This is a genomic window from Nocardia sp. NPDC057353, from assembly GCF_042667085.1.
Taxonomy (GTDB): Bacteria; Actinomycetota; Actinomycetes; order Mycobacteriales; family Mycobacteriaceae; genus Nocardia.
The window spans coordinates 1-16,366 of sequence record NZ_JBHVAK010000064.1 but is presented as its reverse complement, the minus strand read 5'-3'; the positions used below and the strand labels follow the sequence as shown (position 1 = coordinate 16,366).

The following is a 16,366-nucleotide window of genomic DNA, read 5'->3' as shown; positions in this document are numbered from 1 at the left end:
GTGCCCCGCGGGTGCCGTGCGCGACCGGCCCGCTCAGTGCCCGCGGGCGATCCACTCCTCGAGGTGCGGCGCCTCGGTGCCGACGGTGGTGCCGTCGCCGTGGCCGGTGTGCACCGTCGTCTCCGCGGGCAGCGTGAGGATCCGCTCCCGGATCGACCCGATGATGGTCGGGAAGTCGGAGAAGGAGCGGCCGGTGGCGCCGGGGCCGCCCGCGAAGAGCGTGTCGCCGGAGAAGAGCACCCCGGCCTCCGGCAGGTAGAGCACGACCGAGCCGGGGGAGTGGCCGGGGGCGCTGATGACCTGCAGGTCGGTGCCTGCCACCGGGAGGCGCTGACCGTCCGCGAGCGGGCGGTAGGCCGCCTCCGGGTGCGTCATCCGCCAGAGCGGCTCGTCGCCGGGGTGCAGCAGGATCGGGGCGTCCAGCCGCTCGGCGAGCGCCGGCGCGGCGGTGACGTGGTCGTTGTGGCCGTGCGTGCAGACCACGCCGAGCACCCGGCGCCCGCCGACCGCGTCGGCGATCCGGCCCGCGTCGTGCGCGGCGTCGACGATCAGCACTTCGTCGTCGTCGCCGACCAGCCAGACATTGTTGTCCACGTCCCAGCTGCCGCCGTCCAGGGTGAAGACCCCGGAGGTCACGACCTGATCGATCCGGAGGTCGCCGCTCACAGCACCACCACCGAGCGCAGCACCTTGCCGCCGTGCATGGTGTGGAAGGCCTGCTCCACCTGGTCCAGCCCGATCCGCTCGGTGACGAACTTCTCCAGCGGCAGCCTGCCCTGCCGGTACAGCTCCACCAGCATGGGGAAGTCGCGCTCCGGCAGGCAGTCGCCGTACCAGGACGACTTGAGCGCGCCGCCGCGGGAGAAGAAGTCGATGAGCGGCATCTCCAGCCGCATGTCCGGGGTCGGGACGCCGACCAGCACCACGGTGCCCGCCAGGTCGCGGGCGTAGAAGGCCTGCTTGTAGGTCTCCGGGCGGCCGACCGCCTCGATCACCACGTCGGCGCCGAAGCCGCCGGTGAACTCCTGGATGGCCTCGACCACGTCGGTCTCGCGGGCGTTGATGGTGTGCGTGGCGCCGAGCTCCCTCGCCCACTCCAGCTTGGTGTCGTCCATGTCCACGGCGATGATCGGGGTCGCGCCGACCAGCCTGGCGCCCGCGATGGCCGCGTCGCCGACGCCGCCGCAGCCGAGCACCGCGACCGAATCGCCCCGGCTCACGCCGCCGGTGTTCACCGCGGCGCCGATCCCGGCCATCACGCCACAGCCGAGCAGCCCGACCACGGCCGGGTCGGCCTCGGGGTCGACCTTGGTGCACTGGCCCGCGTGCACCAGCGTCTTCTCCACGAACGCGCCGATGCCGAGCGCCGGGGTGAGCTCGGTGCCGTCGGTCAGCGTCATCTTCTGGGTGGCGTTGAAGGTGTCGAAACAGTACTGCGGGCGGCCGCGCTTGCAGGCCCGGCAGCGGCCGCAGACCGCGCGCCAGTTCAGGATGACGAAGTCGCCGACCTCGACGGTGTCGACGCCCGCGCCGATGCTCTCCACCGTGCCCGCGGCCTCGTGGCCGAGCAGGAAGGGGAACTCGTCGTTGATTCCGCCCTCGCGGTAGTGCAGGTCGGTGTGGCAGACGCCGCAGGCGGCGACCTTCACCACCACCTCACCCGGGCCCGGGTCGGGAATCACGATGTCGGTGAGCTCGACCGGAGCTCCCTTACTCCGCGCGACCACCCCGCGAACCTGCTGTGGCATGGCTGTTCATCCCTTTCGACGACGGTACGGACGCATGCGTGTACCCGCATGGCTACCTCGACCGTATCGGTGCGGCGGGCGGGGGTGTCCTGGTCGGACGGACAGGAAAACCTCGCCTTTCGGCCAGGTCGCCTAGACTCGGCGGCAATGGCCGAGCCCGCTTTTCCCCCCGCTGACCTGCCCGCCCTCCGTGCGGTGATCGACGGGCCGCTGGCCGAGATCGCCCGCCGCTTCTCCCGGCACCTGGCCGAGCAGTGGCCGCACGACGCGCTGGTCATCTTCACCCGGGAGTGCACCGGGCGGCCGCGCAAGGTGGCGGGTGCGGCCGAGGTGGTGGACCGGGTCGGGATCGGCGAGCTGGAGACGGTGCGCTCGGCGCTCGCCCCCGGGGAGCACGCGGAGCTCACCGCTCGGCTCGGCGAGGCGCCGCGCCGCCTGTGGGCGGTGCTCGACCGCTCCGGCATCCTGCTGGTCCTGGTGCCGCGGGAGCCGGTTCGCGCCGAGGCGGTGGGGACCGGGCGCGCGGGCCAGGGGCGCGGGGCCGCGGGGTCGCCTGCCGCCGGGCTGGTGGCGGACTTCGCCGGGCGTGGTGGCGCGCCGGGCGCGGCAGGCACTGCCGGACGGGTGGGCATGGATGAGGCGGCCGCGCCCTGCGGGGCCGACGAGCGCTGCGCGCTGCCCGGCGCGGCCGAACTCGCGGCCCGCTTCGGCATCGTCGCCACCTCGATCCGGCAGCAGGTGGCCCAGGCCAGCCCGGAGTACCTCGCGGAGGCGCGCGCCGCCTCCGCGGAGCGGGCCCGCGCCGTCGCCGAGCTCACCGCCGCGCACGAGGCCACGCTCACCTCGGTCCTCGCCACGCTGCGCTCCGCCGGGCTGGACGACCGGCAGGCGCGGGGCATCGCCATCGAAACCGCCTCCGCCGCACTGCTCGCCGCCCGCGCGGGCCGCGCCACCGAGCGCGCGCTGGCCGAGGAGCCGCCTGCCGCCGCCTTCGACCGGCTGCGCGCCGAGCTCGCCCCGGTGCTCAGGGACACCGAGGTGCTCTTCGCCGCCCCGGGCGCCGGCGCCCCGCTGCCGGGCGAGATCGCGGTCGGCGCCAGGGCCATGACCACCGCCGTGGTGCTCGCCTTCGCCGCCCAGCCGGGGCTGCGCCGGCTTCGGGTGGGGTGGCGGCACGCCGACGCCGTGCTGCTCATCGATGTGCGCGACCAGGCGTCCGGGGTGATCGACGCCGAGGCGCTGCGCCGCGCCCTCGAGGGCCGGGTCCGCACGCTGCGCGCCGCGCTGGAGGTCGAGGCGCTGCCCGGCTGGGGCAGCCGGGTGACGCTGCGGCTCCCGCTGGCCGCGCCCGCGGTGCGCCGTGAGCGCGGCGCCCTGGACCGGCTGAACCGGCGCGAGCGCGAGGTGCTCGGGCTGCTCGCCGCGGGCAGGCGCAACCGCGCCATCGCCGAGGAACTCGGCGTCGCGGAGAGCACCGTCAAGTTCCACGTCACCGGGGTGCTGAAGAAACTGGCGGTCGCCACCCGCGGCGAGGCCGCCGCGCTCGGCGTCCGCGCCGGGCTGGTTCCCGGCGAGCCCTGAGCGCCGATCCCGCGCCGGCGGAACGGGTTCAGCGGCGCCGCCGGGCAACTCCGCTGCGCCGCAGCGCTGCTCGAGATTGATATATCCCGCCACCGTCTCCGATGCCGCGGCGCGGCGGGGATACGCTCTGCGCCGAAGTCGATCGCGCCCGCGCTCCGGGCGGGACCGTTCGACCCCCGCGGAGTCCGCGGAATGAGCGATAGCGAAAGGGAATGAAAGCAATTCGGCCACGACGGTGCGACGGACGGCGAAGCCGGGTACCGTACCCACGCGTGATCACTTGTCTGCCATCGTATCTTCCCGGCAGGGACGCGCAGTGAGCATCGAGAATGCCAACGAGGACGATGTCACCGCGCTGGCGAGACGGGTCGAGCGGGCCAGAGGTCGACTTGCGTATCAGTTCGATCCGGCGCTGACCCAGGCGCTCTCGGAGGACGAACTGCGCTCCGAGCGCGAACTCGCCGAGCGCATCCGCATCGAGGAGCGCGGGCAACGGTGGAAAGAGGTGCAGGCCGCGGCTGCGGCCTCGGACCGAGCCAGGCAGACCACCGAAGCCATCGAGAAGGCCGACATGCGAGACCTCCTGGCCGCCCGCAAGGCGATCGCCGCGCAGCGGCGCGAGTCGAGCCCGCACGCCAAACTCGCCTCGCTCTACCGCCATCGCGCCTGGTCGCTGCGGGCCCTCGCGGGCGTCGTCACGGCGGGCATGCTGTGGTCGGCGGTCAACGTGCAGCAGAACATCGCGCCCGGCGGCCCGACCGACCCGCTCTTCTGGTTCAGCTACCTGCTCGAGGCGATGATCAGCGCGTGTCTGATCATCATCATGATCGGCACCAACAAGGTGGCCGAGTGGGGCGTCATCGACAACCGGCGCCAGGTGCTCGCGGCCGAGGCGGCGCTGCTCGCGCTGACCGTCTCGCTGAACACCTACCCCTACGTCCGGGCCGGTGACTGGTACGACGCCGCGGTGCACGCGGTGGCCCCGGTGATGATCGGCGTCGCGCTGCTCATCCACGACGCGGTGAGCGCCCGCTACGGCCTGGCGATCGCCAGGGCGACGGCCCAGGTGCGCGACCTTCCGGACGCCACCGACCAGATCCGGCTGCGGATGCCGGGCGCCTACCGCGGCAGCGCCATCACCGAGCTCGGCAGGCCGCCGATCGACGAGCCGGCCGCGCTGCCCCCGATGGCCGAGGGCGAGTACGAGATCGTCGAGGAGGACGAGCTGCCGCCGGAGGACCCGGACAACGATCCGGACGCCGCCGAGCAGCCCGACGAGGACGAGCGCACCGAGCTGACCGGCAAGTCGGAGGCGGCGAGCGCCTTCCGCTCGCCGAATCAGGGCGCGCGGCAGCCGGTGACCGCCGAGGCCGTGGTCGAGGAGGCGGAGGTCGCCGATGAGCCCGAGCAGGCCCCGGTCAAGCGCACCCGGCCCGCGGCCAAGGTCGCCAAGGCCGCGGTCGCCGAGCCGCAGCCCGCGGAGGTGTCCGAGGACGACGCCCCGACCGGCGTGATTCCGGTCATCGCCGCCGAGGTCGAGGCCCCCGTCGAGGCGAAGCCCGCCAAGACCGCCGCCAGGAAGACCGCAGCCAAGGCGGCGCGGCCCGCCGCGAAGACGGCGGCCAAGACCGTCGCCGCGAAGGCGGCTCCGGTGCAGGAGGCCGCGCCCGCCGAGGAGCAGCCCGCGCCGAAGCAGGTCGCGAAGGCCGCCAAGCCCGCCGCGGCCAAGACCGCGAGCAGGACCGCTGCCGTGCAGTCGAAGCCGGTCGCCGTGCCGGAGCCCGCGCCTGCGGCCGAGCCCGCGGCCGCCGAGCCCGTGGTCCGGCCCGCCGCCGCCAAGGTGGCCGAGCCGGTCGCCGCGCCCGCAGCGCAGCCTGCCGCCGCGCCCGCGGCGCAGCCCGCCGCCGCACGGGTAGCGCAGCCCGCCGCGGCCCGCTCCGCGCAGCCCGCGGCAGCAGCTCGGGCCGCGCAGCCTGCGGCAGCGGCTCGTTCGGCGCAGCCTGCGGCAGCGGCTCGTTCGGCTCAGCCCGCGGCGGCGGCCAGGTCGGCGCAGCCCGCCGCCAGGGCAGCGGGCTCCGCGCAGCCGGTGTCCCGCCAGGCCACCGCCCGCGCGACCGCGCCGGTCGAGGTTCCGGAGCCGGACCGCCCGGCCGCCCCGGTGATCAGCTTCGCCAGCAAGGCCGCCGCCCGCCCCGCCGCGGACCGCGAGCCGATCATGATGCCGATCGAGCCGACCCCCTCCCGGCCGCGCAACTCCGGCCCGCGCACCGGCCCGCTGGCCGCGGTGGGCAGGAAGAAGAAGCCCGCCGAGCCGGAGCCCGCTCCGATCCCGGCGACCTCGGACGTCTACGACACCGGCGCGCTCCGGGTCGCCGACATGCTGGAGCAGGAGCTCGCCGAGCTCCGCGAGAAGCGGCGGCAGGCGCGCGCCGCGGGCCGCACCAGCAGCCGCACCTCCAGCCGGGACTACTGACCGGCCGCAGCACCGAAGCCGACAGGGCTCCGACCCCCGCCAGGGGGCCGGGGCCCTGTTTTCGTGGCTGGACACCGGGTAGCCGCGCCCCGACCCGAGGGAAGAGGAGAACGACGTGAAAGCAGTCGTCTGGCACGACGTCGGTGACATCCGCCTCGACGAGGTGAGCGACCCGAAGATCCAGGAGCCGACCGATGCGGTGATCCGCATCACCACCTCCGCCATCTGCGGCACCGACCTGCACCTGGTGCGCGGCACCATGCCCGGGCTGCTGCCAGGCACCGTGCTCGGGCACGAGGCGGTCGGGGTGGTCGAGGAGACCGGCTCCGCGGTGCGCGGTTTCGCGCAGGGCGACCGGGTGGTGGTGTGCTCCACCATCGCCTGCGGGCACTGCGGCTACTGCCGGGCCGGGTACTACGCCCAGTGCGACGTCGCCAACCCGAACGGCCCGCAGGCGGGCACCAGCTTCTTCGGCGGCCCCGAGGGCACCGGCCCGGTGGACGGGCTGCAGGCCGAGTACGCGCGCATCCCGTACGCCGCGACCACCCTGGTCAAGGTGCCGGACGCAGTCACCGACGAGCAGGCCATCATGGTCTCCGACGTGCTGCCCACCGGCTGGTTCGGCGCGAAGCTCGCGCAGGTCACCGAGGGTGACACCGTGCTCGTGCTCGGGGCGGGCGTGGTCGGGCAGTGTGCCATCGCCTCGGCGAAGCGGCAGGGCGCGGCGCGGGTGCTGGTGATCGACGGCCTCGCCGACCGGCTGGAGATCGCGCGCTCGCAGAACGCCGAGCCCATCGACTTCAATGCCGAGGACCCGGTGGCCGCGGTGCGCGAGCTCACCGGCGGCATCGGGGTCGACCGGGTGATCGACGCCGTGGGCGTCGACGCCCAGCGCCCGAAGTCCGGCCCGGCGGCGGAGAACCTGCCGGTGGACACCGACGCCTTCGAGGCCGAGCGCGCCAAGGCGGCGCCGGAGGGCAATACCGGCGACGGCCAGTGGCTCGCGGGCGACGCCCCGAGCCTGGCGCTGCGCTGGGCGACCGACGCCGTCGCCAAGGCGGGCAGCATCGGCGTCATCGGCGTGTACCCGCCGAACTTCGACGCCTTCCCGGTCGGCGCGACGGTGAACAAGAACCTGACCGTGCAGGGCGGCAACTGCAACCACCGCCGCTACATCCCCGGCCTGCTCGGCCGGGTCGCCCGCGGCGACATCGACCCCACCCGGTTCATCACCCAGCGCATCGAGACGGTCGCCGCCATCGATGCCTACCGGGAGTTCGACCTGCGCCACGACGGCTGGCTGAAAACCGTGGTGGCGGTATAGAAAAGGCGATGCGCGCCCGGCCGGGCAGGCGGGCGCGCATCGCGGGGGTGCCGATCAGTCCCCGGTGAGGGACCCGTCCACCCGCCGCGGGATGCCGAGCGGGTTCGCCGCGCGGATCTCGTCGGCGAGCAGGGCATCGGGCACGTTCTGGTAGGCGACCGGGCGCAGGAAGCGCTCGATGGCCAGGCTGCCGACCGAGGTGGTGGCGGGGGCGCTGGTGGCGGGGAAGGGGCCGCCGTGCACGATCGCGTGCCCGACCTCGACGCCGGTGGGCCAGCCGTCGAAGAGCACCCGCCCCGCGATCAGCTCCAGCTCCTCGAGCAGCGCGGCGGCCCGCTCGCGGTCGCCCGCCGCGGCGTGCACGGTGGCGGTGAGCTGCCCCTCCAGCTCGGCGGCGAGCGCGGGCAGCCGGTCGGCGTCCGCGACCCTGACCACGATCGAGGACGGCCCGAAGACCTCATCGCGCAGTGCCGGATCGGCGGCGAAGCGCTCCGCGTCGGTGACGAAGAGGTGCGGCACCCCGGTGCAGGTCGCGCTCGCGCCCGCGCCGCTGGCCGCGACGGTCACCCCCGCGCTCCCGGTGAGCCGCTGGACACCGCCGGTGAAGGCGGCGGCGATCCCCGCGTTCAGCATGGGTGCGGCGGCCGCCCCGCCGACCGCGGCGCTCGCCGCGGCGACGAACTCGTCCGCGCCCGGCCCGTCGGCCAGGAAGACCAGCCCGGGGCTGGTGCAGAGCTGCCCGACGCCGGTGGTCAGCGAGGCGACGAACTCCGCCCCCAGCTGCGCGCCGCGCTCGGCGAGCGCGCCCGGCAGCACGAAGACCGGGTTCACGCTGGACATCTCGGCGAAGACCGGGATCGGCACCGGCCGCGCCGCCGCCGCGGCGACGAGGGCGAGCCCGCCCTGCCGCGACCCGGTGAAGCCGACCGCCGCGATCCGCGGGTGCCGCACCAGCGCCAGCCCCGGCTCGACGCCGCCGTGCACCAGCGAGAAGGTGCCCTCCGGCAGGTCGTTGGCGCGCACCGCGTTCCGCACCGCGCGGCCGACCAGCTCCGAGGTGCCCGGGTGCGCGGGGTGCGCCTTCACCACCACCGGCGCGCCCGCGGCGAGCGCGGATGCGGTATCGCCGCCCGCCACCGAGAAGGCCAGCGGGAAGTTGCTCGCCGCGAAGACCGCGACCGGGCCCAGCGGCACCCGCCGCTGCCGCAGGTCGGGCTTGGGCAGCGGGCTGCGCGCCGGGTCGGGGGTGTCCAGCCGGGCGCCGGTCCAGCTGCCCTCGCGCACCACGGCGGCGAAGAGCCGGAGCTGCCCGGTGGTCCGGCCGAGCTCGCCGCGCACCCGCGGCTCCGGCAGCCCGGTCTCCGCGATCACCCGCTCGACCAGGGTGTCCCCGAGCGCCTCGAGCTCCGCGGCGATCGCCTCCAGGAAGGCGGCGCGCTGCTCGAAGCCGGTGCGGCGGTAGCCGCGGAAGGCCGCGTGCGCCAGCTCGGCGGCCCTGGCGACGTCGGCGTCGGTCGACGGCAGGAAGACCGGCTCGAGCGCGGCGCCGGTCGCCGGGTTCACGGCCTGGAACGGCGTGCCGGTGCCGGGCACGTCGGCGCCGCCGATCAGCGCGGCGCCGGTCAGTGCGGTTTCGGTGGTGGTCACGTCAGCTCACCCTCTTCACGAGATCGGCCAGTTCGGCCACCTCCACATCATCCAGGTCGGTCAGCGGGGTGCGCACCGGCCCGGCCGGGCGGCCGATGACCTTCATGCCCGCCTTGATGATGCTCACCGCGTACCCGGACTTCCGGTTGCGCAGCTCGCAGTACGGGATCACGAAGTCGTTCAGCGCGTTCCGCACGAACTCGGCATCGTTCTCCCGCACCGCCCGGTAGAAGGCGAGCGCGAACTCCGGCACGAAGTTGTAGATGGCCGAGGAGTAGGTGGTGACGCCGAGCGCCAGGTACGGCAGCGCGAACATCTCCGCGGTGGGCAGCCCGCCCACGTAGGTGAGGCGCTCGCCGACCCGCGCGTAGATCCTGGTCATCTGCTCGATATTGCCGATGCCGTCCTTGAAGCCGACCAGGTTCGGGCAGCTGTCGGCCAGCTCGGCGACGGCCACGTCGGAGAAGGCGGCGTTGGCCCGCGAGTAGATGGTGACCCCGAGGTCGGTGGCCGCACAGACTCGCTTGACGTGCTCGACCAGCCCCTCCTGGCTCGCCTCGGTGAGGTAGGGCGGCAGCAGCAGGATGCCGTGCGCGCCCGCGCGCTCGGCGGAGCGGGCCATCTGCACCGCGGTGGCGGTGCCGTAGCCCGCGGGCGCGATCACCGGCAGCCCGGCGGGCGCCTCCTGCACCGCGGCGGTGACGACCTGCTCGACCTCGTCGGGCGTCAGCGAGAAGAACTCGCCGGTGCCGCCCGCGGCGAAGAGCCCGGAGGCGTCGAACTGGCCGAGCCAGGCGATGTTCTCCCGGTACGCGGCCTCGTCGAACGAGCCATCGGCGCGGAAGTGGGTGACGGGGAACGAGAGCAGGCCCGAGCCGAGCTGCGCGGCGATCTCCTGCGGCGATGCGGTGGTCATGTCCTCACCGTAGGGACCACCTATGATTCACGTCCAACACTGTTTTTCTCTCTATCAATACAAGGTCGGTATCGAATGTTCACGTTCGTCCAGCTCACCCACTTCGTCGCGGTGGCCGAGGAGCTGCACTTCGGCCGCGCGGCCGAGCGGCTGCGGATGACCCAGCCGCCGCTGAGCAGGCAGATCCAGCTGCTGGAGAAGGAGGTCGGCGCCGAGCTCTTCGACCGCTCCAACCGCACGGTCCGGCTGACCAGGGCGGGCCGGGCCTTCCTGGTGGACGCGCGCAGGCTGCTGCAGCAGGCCGAGCGCGCGGCGCTGGCGGTGCGCCGGGTCTCCGAGGGCACCGGCGGCGTGCTGCGGGTCGGCTTCACCGGCGCCAGCGTGCACTCCGGGCTGCCGCTGGTCCTCGACGCCGCGCGCGAGCGGCTGCCCGACGTCGACGTGGAGCTGCGCGAGCTGGTGACCATGGACCAGGTCGAGGCGCTCTCCGAGGGCTCGCTCGACCTCGGGCTGGTCCGCCCGCCGATCGCAAGGCCGGACCTCGCGCTCCGGCCCTTCGTGCGCGAGGGGCTGGTGCTGGCGCTGCCCGCGGGGCACCCGCTGGCCGAGTCCGGCGAGCCGGTGCCGCTGCGCGCGCTGCACGGGGTCGAGATGGTCATGCACGCGCCGGTCGAGGCCCGCTACTTCCACCAGCTGGTGACCAGCGTGCTGCACGACGCTGCGGTGGTCCCGCTGGTCACCCAGTACATGACCCAGGTGCACAGCCTGCTCGCGCTGGTGAACCTGGGCTGGGGCGTCGCGCTGGTGCCGGAGTCGGCGACCGGCATGCGCTTCGACAACGTGGTCTACCGCGAGCTGCCCGAGGTGGCCGCCCGGGTGGAGCTGGACCTGGTCTGGCGGCAGGGCAGCGAGAACCCCGCGCTGGCCCGGCTGCTGGCCGAACTCGGGGATGATACTTTTCCTGTATCGATTCACACCTAATTAGTGTTGGACGGGCATCGTGCCTGGTCTCTACATTCGGAGTCTGTGAGGCGAGTCACTCGCCGGTCAGGACTCGAGGGAAAGGGGTGGACGATGTCGTTCACTCAGCCGTTATCGGCGGAGTTGGAGAGCGCGGTCGGGAAGTTCTTCCGCCGCGTCGTCCCGCTGTTCATCGTCATGTTGATCTGTAACCAGCTCAACCGCTCCAATATCGGCTACGCCAGGGAGTACCTGGAGGCCGACGTCGGCATCGGCGCCGCCGCCTACGGCTTCGGCGCGGGCGTCTTCTTCATCGCCTACGCGATCTTCGAGCTGCCGAGCAACGTCATGATGGAGAAGTTCGGCGCCCGGATCTGGCTCACCAGGATCATGGTGAGCTGGGGGCTGATCTCCGCGGCCATGATGTTCGTGCAGAACGCGACGATGTTCTACGTGCTGCGCTTCCTGCTCGGCGCCGCCGAGGCCGGCTTCTTCCCCGCGGTGATCTTCTACCTCGCCAAGTGGCTGCCGAACACGCACCGCGGCCGCGCCACCGCGCTCTTCGTGGCCGGGTCGTCGGTGGCCGCCGCCATTTCCGGGCCGCTCTCCGGCCCGCTGCTCTCGATGCACGGCCTCGCCGGGCTGCACGGCTGGCAGTGGCTGTTCGGCATCGAGGGCATGGTCTCGGTGCTCGTCGGCTGTATCGCCTACTTCTTCCTCGACTCCAAGATCTCCGACGCCAAGTGGCTGACCGCGGGCGAGAAGCGCGCGCTCACCGAGACCATCGCCGCCGAGGAGGTGGAGAAGGCCGCCAACTCCGGCGTCTCGCACCGCGGCTCGCGCTGGAAGATGCTGGCCGACCCCAAGCTGCTGCTCTTCTGCTGGATCTACTTCGCCATCCAGCTCTCCATCTACGCCAACACCTTCTGGCTGCCGTCCATCGTGCGCCGGATCGAAGGCCTCACCGACATCACCGTCGGGCTGCTCTCCTCGCTGCCCTGGATCTGCGCGGTGGTCGCCATGTACCTCTCCGCCCGGGTCGGCGACCGGACCGGCAACCGCAAGCCGCTGCTGATCGTCGCGCTGCTCACCGCCGCCGTCGGCACCTACCTCGCCGCGATCGCCTCGCCCTGGCTGGCGCTGGTCTTCCTCTGTGTCGCCGCCATGGGCTTCAAGAGCGCGAGCCCGTTGTTCTGGTCCATCCCGCAGTCCGGGCTGCACCCGCTGGTGCTGGCCCCGGCCATCGCCATCATCAACTCGCTCGGCAACCTCGGCGGCTTCGTCGCGCCGTACGGCTTCGGGCTGATCAAGTCGGCGACCGGCGAGGTCACCTGGGGGCTCTACGCCCTGGCCGCCGCCTCGGTCCTCGCCGCGCTCTCGGTCCTGGCGATCCGGAGGCCGAGCGGGCTGACCGCGCTGAGCGCCGGTGGCGAGGTGCCCGCCGGCGACGGCGCAGGCACGCCTGCCGGCGACGGCGGAGGCACGCCCGCCGGGCCCGGCCCACGCAACCCTGGCGCGGACTCGGTTGCCGACCCGACCAAGCGCGACCTGGCCACCACCGCCGCGTCCGCCCGACCCACCCTGGAGACCCGGTCATGACCAGCACCCCCCGCGTCACCGATGTGCGCGTCGTCCCGATCGCGGGCCACGACAGCATGCTGCTCAACCTGAGCGGCGCGCACGCCCCCTTCTTCACCAGGAACCTGGTGATCCTCACCGACTCGGACGGGCGCACCGGGGTCGGCGAGGTGCCCGGCGGCGAGCGCATCCGGGCCACCCTGGAGGAGGCCCGCGCGCTGATCGTCGGGCGGAACGTCGGCGACTACAACGCGGTACTCGGCGACATCCGGCGCACCTTCGCGGGCCGGGACGCGGGCGGCCGCGGCAACCAGACCTTCGACCTGCGGGTCACCGTGCACGCGGTGACCGCGGTGGAGTCGGCGCTGCTCGACCTGCTCGGGCAGCACCTGGAGGTGCCGGTGGCGGCGCTGCTCGGCGACGGCGTGCAGCGCACCGCGGTCCCGGTGCTCGGCTACCTGTTCTTCGTCGGCGACCGGGAGCGCACCGACCTGCCCTACCGCTCGGCCGCCGACGAACCCGCCGACGCCGACGCCTGGACCCGGCTCAGGCACGCCGAGGCGCTCACCCCGGACGCCGTGGTCGAGCTGGCCAGGGCGGCCCGCGAGCGCTACGGCTTCCGCGACTTCAAGCTCAAGGGCGGGGTGCTGCCCGCCCGCGAGGAGGCCGCGGCGGTGCGCGCGCTGGCCGCGGAGTTCCCGGACGCCAGGGTCACGCTCGACCCGAACGGCGGCTGGCTGCTCGCCGAGGCGATCGAGATCGGCCGCGAGCTCAGAGACGTGCTCGCCTACGCCGAGGACCCGGTCGGCCCCGAGGGCGCCTTCTCCGGGCGCGAGGTGATGGCGGAGTTCAAGCGGGCCACCGGGCTGCCCACCGCCACCAATATGATCGCCACCGACTGGCGCGAGCTCGGCCACACCGTCCGCACCGGCGCCGTCGACATCCCGCTGGCCGACCCGCACTTCTGGACCATGGCCGGTTCGGTGCGGGTGGCCCAGCTCTGCGATGCCTGGGGGCTCACCTGGGGCTCGCACTCGAACAACCACTTCGACGTCTCGCTGGCCATGTTCACGCACGTCGCGGCCGCGGCCCCGGGCACCATCACGGCCATCGACACGCACTGGATCTGGCAGGACGGCCAGCGCGTCACCCGCGAGCCCTACCGCATCGCGGACGGCTCGCTCACCCTCCCGGACCGCCCCGGCCTCGGCGTCGAGCTCGACGAGGAGCGCGTCGCCGCGGCCAACGAGCTCTACCTGCGCGAGGGGCTCGGTGACCGCAACGACGCGGCCACCATGCAGTACCTGGTGCCCGGGTGGACCTTCGACAGCAAGCGGCCCGCGCTGGTCCGCTGAGCCGTCAGCGCACCGGATAGCCGAGCGCGAGGAAGGCGTGCACGGTGCGCAGGAGTTCGCGGGCGAGCGCACGGTCGTCGTCGTGCGCGGGCGGCTCGGGCGACCAGCGGGTGAGGATCTGCTCGGCCTCGGTGGCGAGGTGCAGCAGGGGGAGCCGCTCGGCGGCGAGGTCGGGCAGCCCGAGGACGACGAGGCGGGCACAGCGGTCGATGACGTCGAGCACGGCGAGCAGCTCGGCGGGCACGGCGGTGCCGGAGTGGGTGCCCGCCGCCGCGGCGGCGCCGTGGCAGCGCTGCGCCACCTCGCCGAGCCGCGCGGCCGCCTTCGGTGCCCCGGCGAGGTTGGCGCGAACCGTCGATAGGGCGGTCTCGATGCCGCGCAGCCGGAGGCGGACCATCCGCGGGTCGCGGTCCGCCTCGAACTCGGCGCGGGCGGCGGCGATCGAGGTCGCGGCTGCTCGGACAGGGATGCTGGTCGCTGCGGTCATCGCCCCGCCTTCCGTTCCATCCGGCCTTCCTGAACAGCCGCCCAGGAAGGAATCGGACGTAACATACTCGCGGCCCGGCTGAGCCGCCACCTGGCTTTATGTGGAACAGCGATTCACATAATCCGGCGCCGTGGTGGCGGTCACCCGGCGGGTCAGACCGCTTTGCGCAGCCCCGCGTCGACCAGCAGGTCGGCGCCGGTGGTGCTGGCCGAGCGCGGCGAGCAGAGCAGGACGACGGCGTCCGCGATCTCCTGCGGATCGATCAGCCGCCCGGTCGTGAGCTGCATCATGGCCGCCGCGCCGCCGCCGAGCACGGCGTCCCGGTCCGAGCCGGTGGCCGCGGCGATCACCTCCGCCGCGCCGCCGGGATCGGTCCACCACGGCGTCACCACCGGCCCCGGCGAGACCGTGTTCACCCGGATCCCCTGCGGCCCGTACTCCTCGGAGAGCGCCTTGGTCAGGTTGTTGATCCCGGCCTTGGCCACCCCGTAGTCGACATTGATCGCGCTCGGCACGTGCGCGTGCGTCGAGGAGACATTGACGATCGCCCCGCCGCCGCGGGCCAGCATGAGCGGCACCGCCGCGCGCACCGCCCGCACCGCCGACATGACGTTGAAGTCGAACATGGCGAGCCAGTCGGCGTCGTCCAGCGCGGTGAAGGAGAAGCGGGGGAGGACCGCGCCCGGCGGCGGGCCGCCCGCATTGTTGACCAGCACGTCGACCCCGCCGAAGAGTTCGGCCGCGCGCTCGACGGCCCGCGCCGGTCCCTCCGGAGTGGCGAGGTCGGCGGGTACGTGCACCAGCCGCTCGTCGGCGATCTCGGTCAGCTCCGGCGTCGGGCGCCGGGAGACCGCGACCACCAGCGCGCCCTCCGCGCGCAGCGTGCGGGCGGTGGCGAGCCCGATTCCCTTCGATGCCCCGGTGACCACCGCAATTCGGTCCTGCAGTTGAAGATCCATGCCTGAAGCCTCGCCGGGGCGGGCCGGCGCGGCCGGCGACTTCCGGCCCTTGCGTTCGCGGTGGCGCGGATCGCACCCCCGAGTGAGCCGTCGGCGGATGGGTAGCCTGACGTGAGGACGAACCGACCGACCACAACGACAAGGAGTTCTACGCCTTGGAGGATGTCATCCGGCCGCTCATCGTCTTCGGCGTCACCGTCGCGGTCACCGTGCTCGCGGGGCTGGTCATGGACCGCCTGCTGCGGTACAGCGCGCGGAAACGCCCGGACAACAGATTGCCGCTCCTGCTGCGGCGCCTGCAGTTACCGGTGCAGGTGCTCCTCGGGACGGTGGCCCTGCACTTCACCTACCCCCTCGCGGAGCTGCACCTGCGGCAGGACGCGATGATCCGCAATATCCTCGCCACCATGGCCGTCATGGCCCTGGCCTGGACCGTCATCCGGTTCGCCGACGCGGTGGCGGAGAACACCCTCTCGGCCTACTCGCACCGCACCCAGGACGTGGCGCGGGTGCGGCAGCTGCGCACCCAGCTCGGGCTGGTGCGCCGGATCATCACCTCGATCCTGGTGGTCACCACCGCCGCGGTGGCGATCCTGCTGCTCTTCCCAACCATGCGCACGCTCGGCACCTCGCTGCTCGCCTCGGCGGGCGTGATCGGCATCATCGCCGGTGTCGCCGCCCAGTCCACGCTGAGCAACCTGGTGGCCGGGCTGCAGATCGCCTTCGGCGACTCGGTCAAGATCGGCGACACCGTCGTGGTCGAGGGCGAGTGGGGGACGGTCGAGGAGATCACCCTCGCCTTCCTCACCGTGCGGATCTGGGACGACCGCAGGCTGACCATGCCGGTCTCCTACTTCAACAACCAGCCGTACGAGAACTGGTCGCGCGGTGGTTCGCAGATCACCGGGACGGTGTTCCTGCACCTGGACCACAGCACCCCGATCGACGCGCTCCGCGACCACCTGCGCGAGTACCTGAAGCAGCGGAAGGATTGGGACGGCCGCAACTGGAACCTGCTGGTCACCGACAGCACGCCGACCAATATCGTGGTGCGCGCCTCGATGTCGGCGGCCGACGCCGACGACGTCTGGACGCTGCGCTGCGCGGTGCGCGAGGAGCTCATCGGCTGGCTCGGCCGCAACCATCCCGAGGCGCTGCCCAAGGTGGCGACCGCGGTGATCGGCGGCGGGGAGTTCGGCACGACGTCCGAGCGCGTGCTCGAAGGGGCGGGCGCCGGGCGCTGACCCCGCTCTTCCGGCCCGCGAGACCGGCGCATCCGGTCCGCGGGACCGGGGTTCGGACTGCGGGACCGGCGTCGGGCGAGCCGGAGTTCCGGCT

13 protein-coding genes are annotated in these 16,366 nt (G+C 73.5%); 7 read left to right on the top strand and 6 right to left on the bottom strand.

All coding sequences use genetic code 11. The features are described from left to right. Positions 1-33 precede the first annotated feature (33 nt). Complete coding sequence (locus ACFUUZ_RS26405) at positions 34-666, bottom strand: MBL fold metallo-hydrolase (RefSeq protein ID WP_378700749.1); 633 nt, start codon at positions 664-666, stop codon at positions 34-36. Continuing rightward, positions 663-1,748 (bottom strand): S-(hydroxymethyl)mycothiol dehydrogenase, encoded by a 1,086-nt coding sequence (locus ACFUUZ_RS26400; RefSeq protein WP_378700747.1) that lies wholly within the window; start codon positions 1,746-1,748, stop codon positions 663-665. Before ACFUUZ_RS26400 ends, ACFUUZ_RS26405 begins: the two co-directional genes overlap by 4 nt. 147 nt (positions 1,749-1,895) lie before the next feature. Between ACFUUZ_RS26400 and ACFUUZ_RS26395 the strand changes: the two genes are divergently transcribed. From ACFUUZ_RS26395 to ACFUUZ_RS26385, 3 genes are all read left to right on the top strand, one after another. Continuing rightward, entirely contained in the window at positions 1,896-3,329 is a 1,434-nt protein-coding gene (locus ACFUUZ_RS26395; RefSeq protein ID WP_378700745.1) for a LuxR C-terminal-related transcriptional regulator, read from the top strand. Positions 3,330-3,645: 316 nt separating this feature from the next. Then, complete coding sequence (locus ACFUUZ_RS26390) at positions 3,646-5,802, top strand: hypothetical protein (protein WP_378700744.1); 2,157 nt, start codon at positions 3,646-3,648, stop codon at positions 5,800-5,802. Between the two features lie 115 nt (positions 5,803-5,917). After that, entirely contained in the window at positions 5,918-7,126 is a 1,209-nt protein-coding gene (locus tag ACFUUZ_RS26385) for an alcohol dehydrogenase catalytic domain-containing protein (RefSeq protein ID WP_378700742.1), read from the top strand. Between the two features lie 54 nt (positions 7,127-7,180). Here the strand turns inward: ACFUUZ_RS26385 and ACFUUZ_RS26380 are convergent, their stop codons facing one another. Both ACFUUZ_RS26380 and kdgD read right to left on the bottom strand, forming a co-directional pair. Continuing rightward, positions 7,181-8,773, bottom strand: a complete 1,593-nt coding sequence (locus ACFUUZ_RS26380) for an aldehyde dehydrogenase (NADP(+)) (RefSeq protein WP_378700740.1) — start codon at positions 8,771-8,773, stop codon at positions 7,181-7,183. Position 8,774: 1 nt separating this feature from the next. After that, a complete protein-coding gene (gene kdgD / locus ACFUUZ_RS26375) occupies positions 8,775-9,689 on the bottom strand; it encodes a 5-dehydro-4-deoxyglucarate dehydratase (protein ID WP_378700738.1) in 915 nt (304 codons plus the stop codon). 75 nt (positions 9,690-9,764) lie between these two features. Here kdgD and ACFUUZ_RS26370 point away from each other — a divergent pair, with 75 nt between their 5' ends. The 3 genes from ACFUUZ_RS26370 to gudD all read left to right on the top strand — a co-directional run bounded on the left by ACFUUZ_RS26370 (position 9,765) and on the right by gudD (position 13,582). Next, positions 9,765-10,670: a LysR substrate-binding domain-containing protein gene (locus tag ACFUUZ_RS26370; RefSeq protein WP_378700737.1), complete on the top strand. Its 906-nt coding sequence runs from the start codon at positions 9,765-9,767 to the stop codon at positions 10,668-10,670. Between the two features lie 93 nt (positions 10,671-10,763). Beyond that, a complete protein-coding gene (locus ACFUUZ_RS26365; RefSeq protein ID WP_378700735.1) occupies positions 10,764-12,248 on the top strand; it encodes an MFS transporter in 1,485 nt (494 codons plus the stop codon). Then, complete coding sequence (gene gudD, locus ACFUUZ_RS26360; protein WP_378700734.1) at positions 12,245-13,582, top strand: glucarate dehydratase; 1,338 nt, start codon at positions 12,245-12,247, stop codon at positions 13,580-13,582. Before ACFUUZ_RS26365 ends, gudD begins: the two co-directional genes overlap by 4 nt. A 4-nt stretch (positions 13,583-13,586) precedes the next feature. On the opposite strand, the gene ACFUUZ_RS26355 is transcribed toward gudD, so the two are convergent. After that, positions 13,587-14,069 carry a hypothetical protein gene (locus ACFUUZ_RS26355; RefSeq protein ID WP_378700733.1) on the bottom strand — a complete coding sequence of 161 codons (483 nt, stop codon included), beginning with the start codon at positions 14,067-14,069 and terminating at the stop codon, positions 13,587-13,589. Positions 14,070-14,221: 152 nt separating this feature from the next. Beyond that, positions 14,222-15,028 (bottom strand): SDR family NAD(P)-dependent oxidoreductase, encoded by an 807-nt coding sequence (locus tag ACFUUZ_RS26350; protein ID WP_378700732.1) that lies wholly within the window; start codon positions 15,026-15,028, stop codon positions 14,222-14,224. Between the two features lie 155 nt (positions 15,029-15,183). On the opposite strand from ACFUUZ_RS26350, the gene ACFUUZ_RS26345 reads away from it, so the two are divergent. Further along, complete coding sequence (locus ACFUUZ_RS26345) at positions 15,184-16,272, top strand: mechanosensitive ion channel family protein (protein ID WP_378700731.1); 1,089 nt, start codon at positions 15,184-15,186, stop codon at positions 16,270-16,272. Positions 16,273-16,366 lie beyond the last annotated feature (94 nt).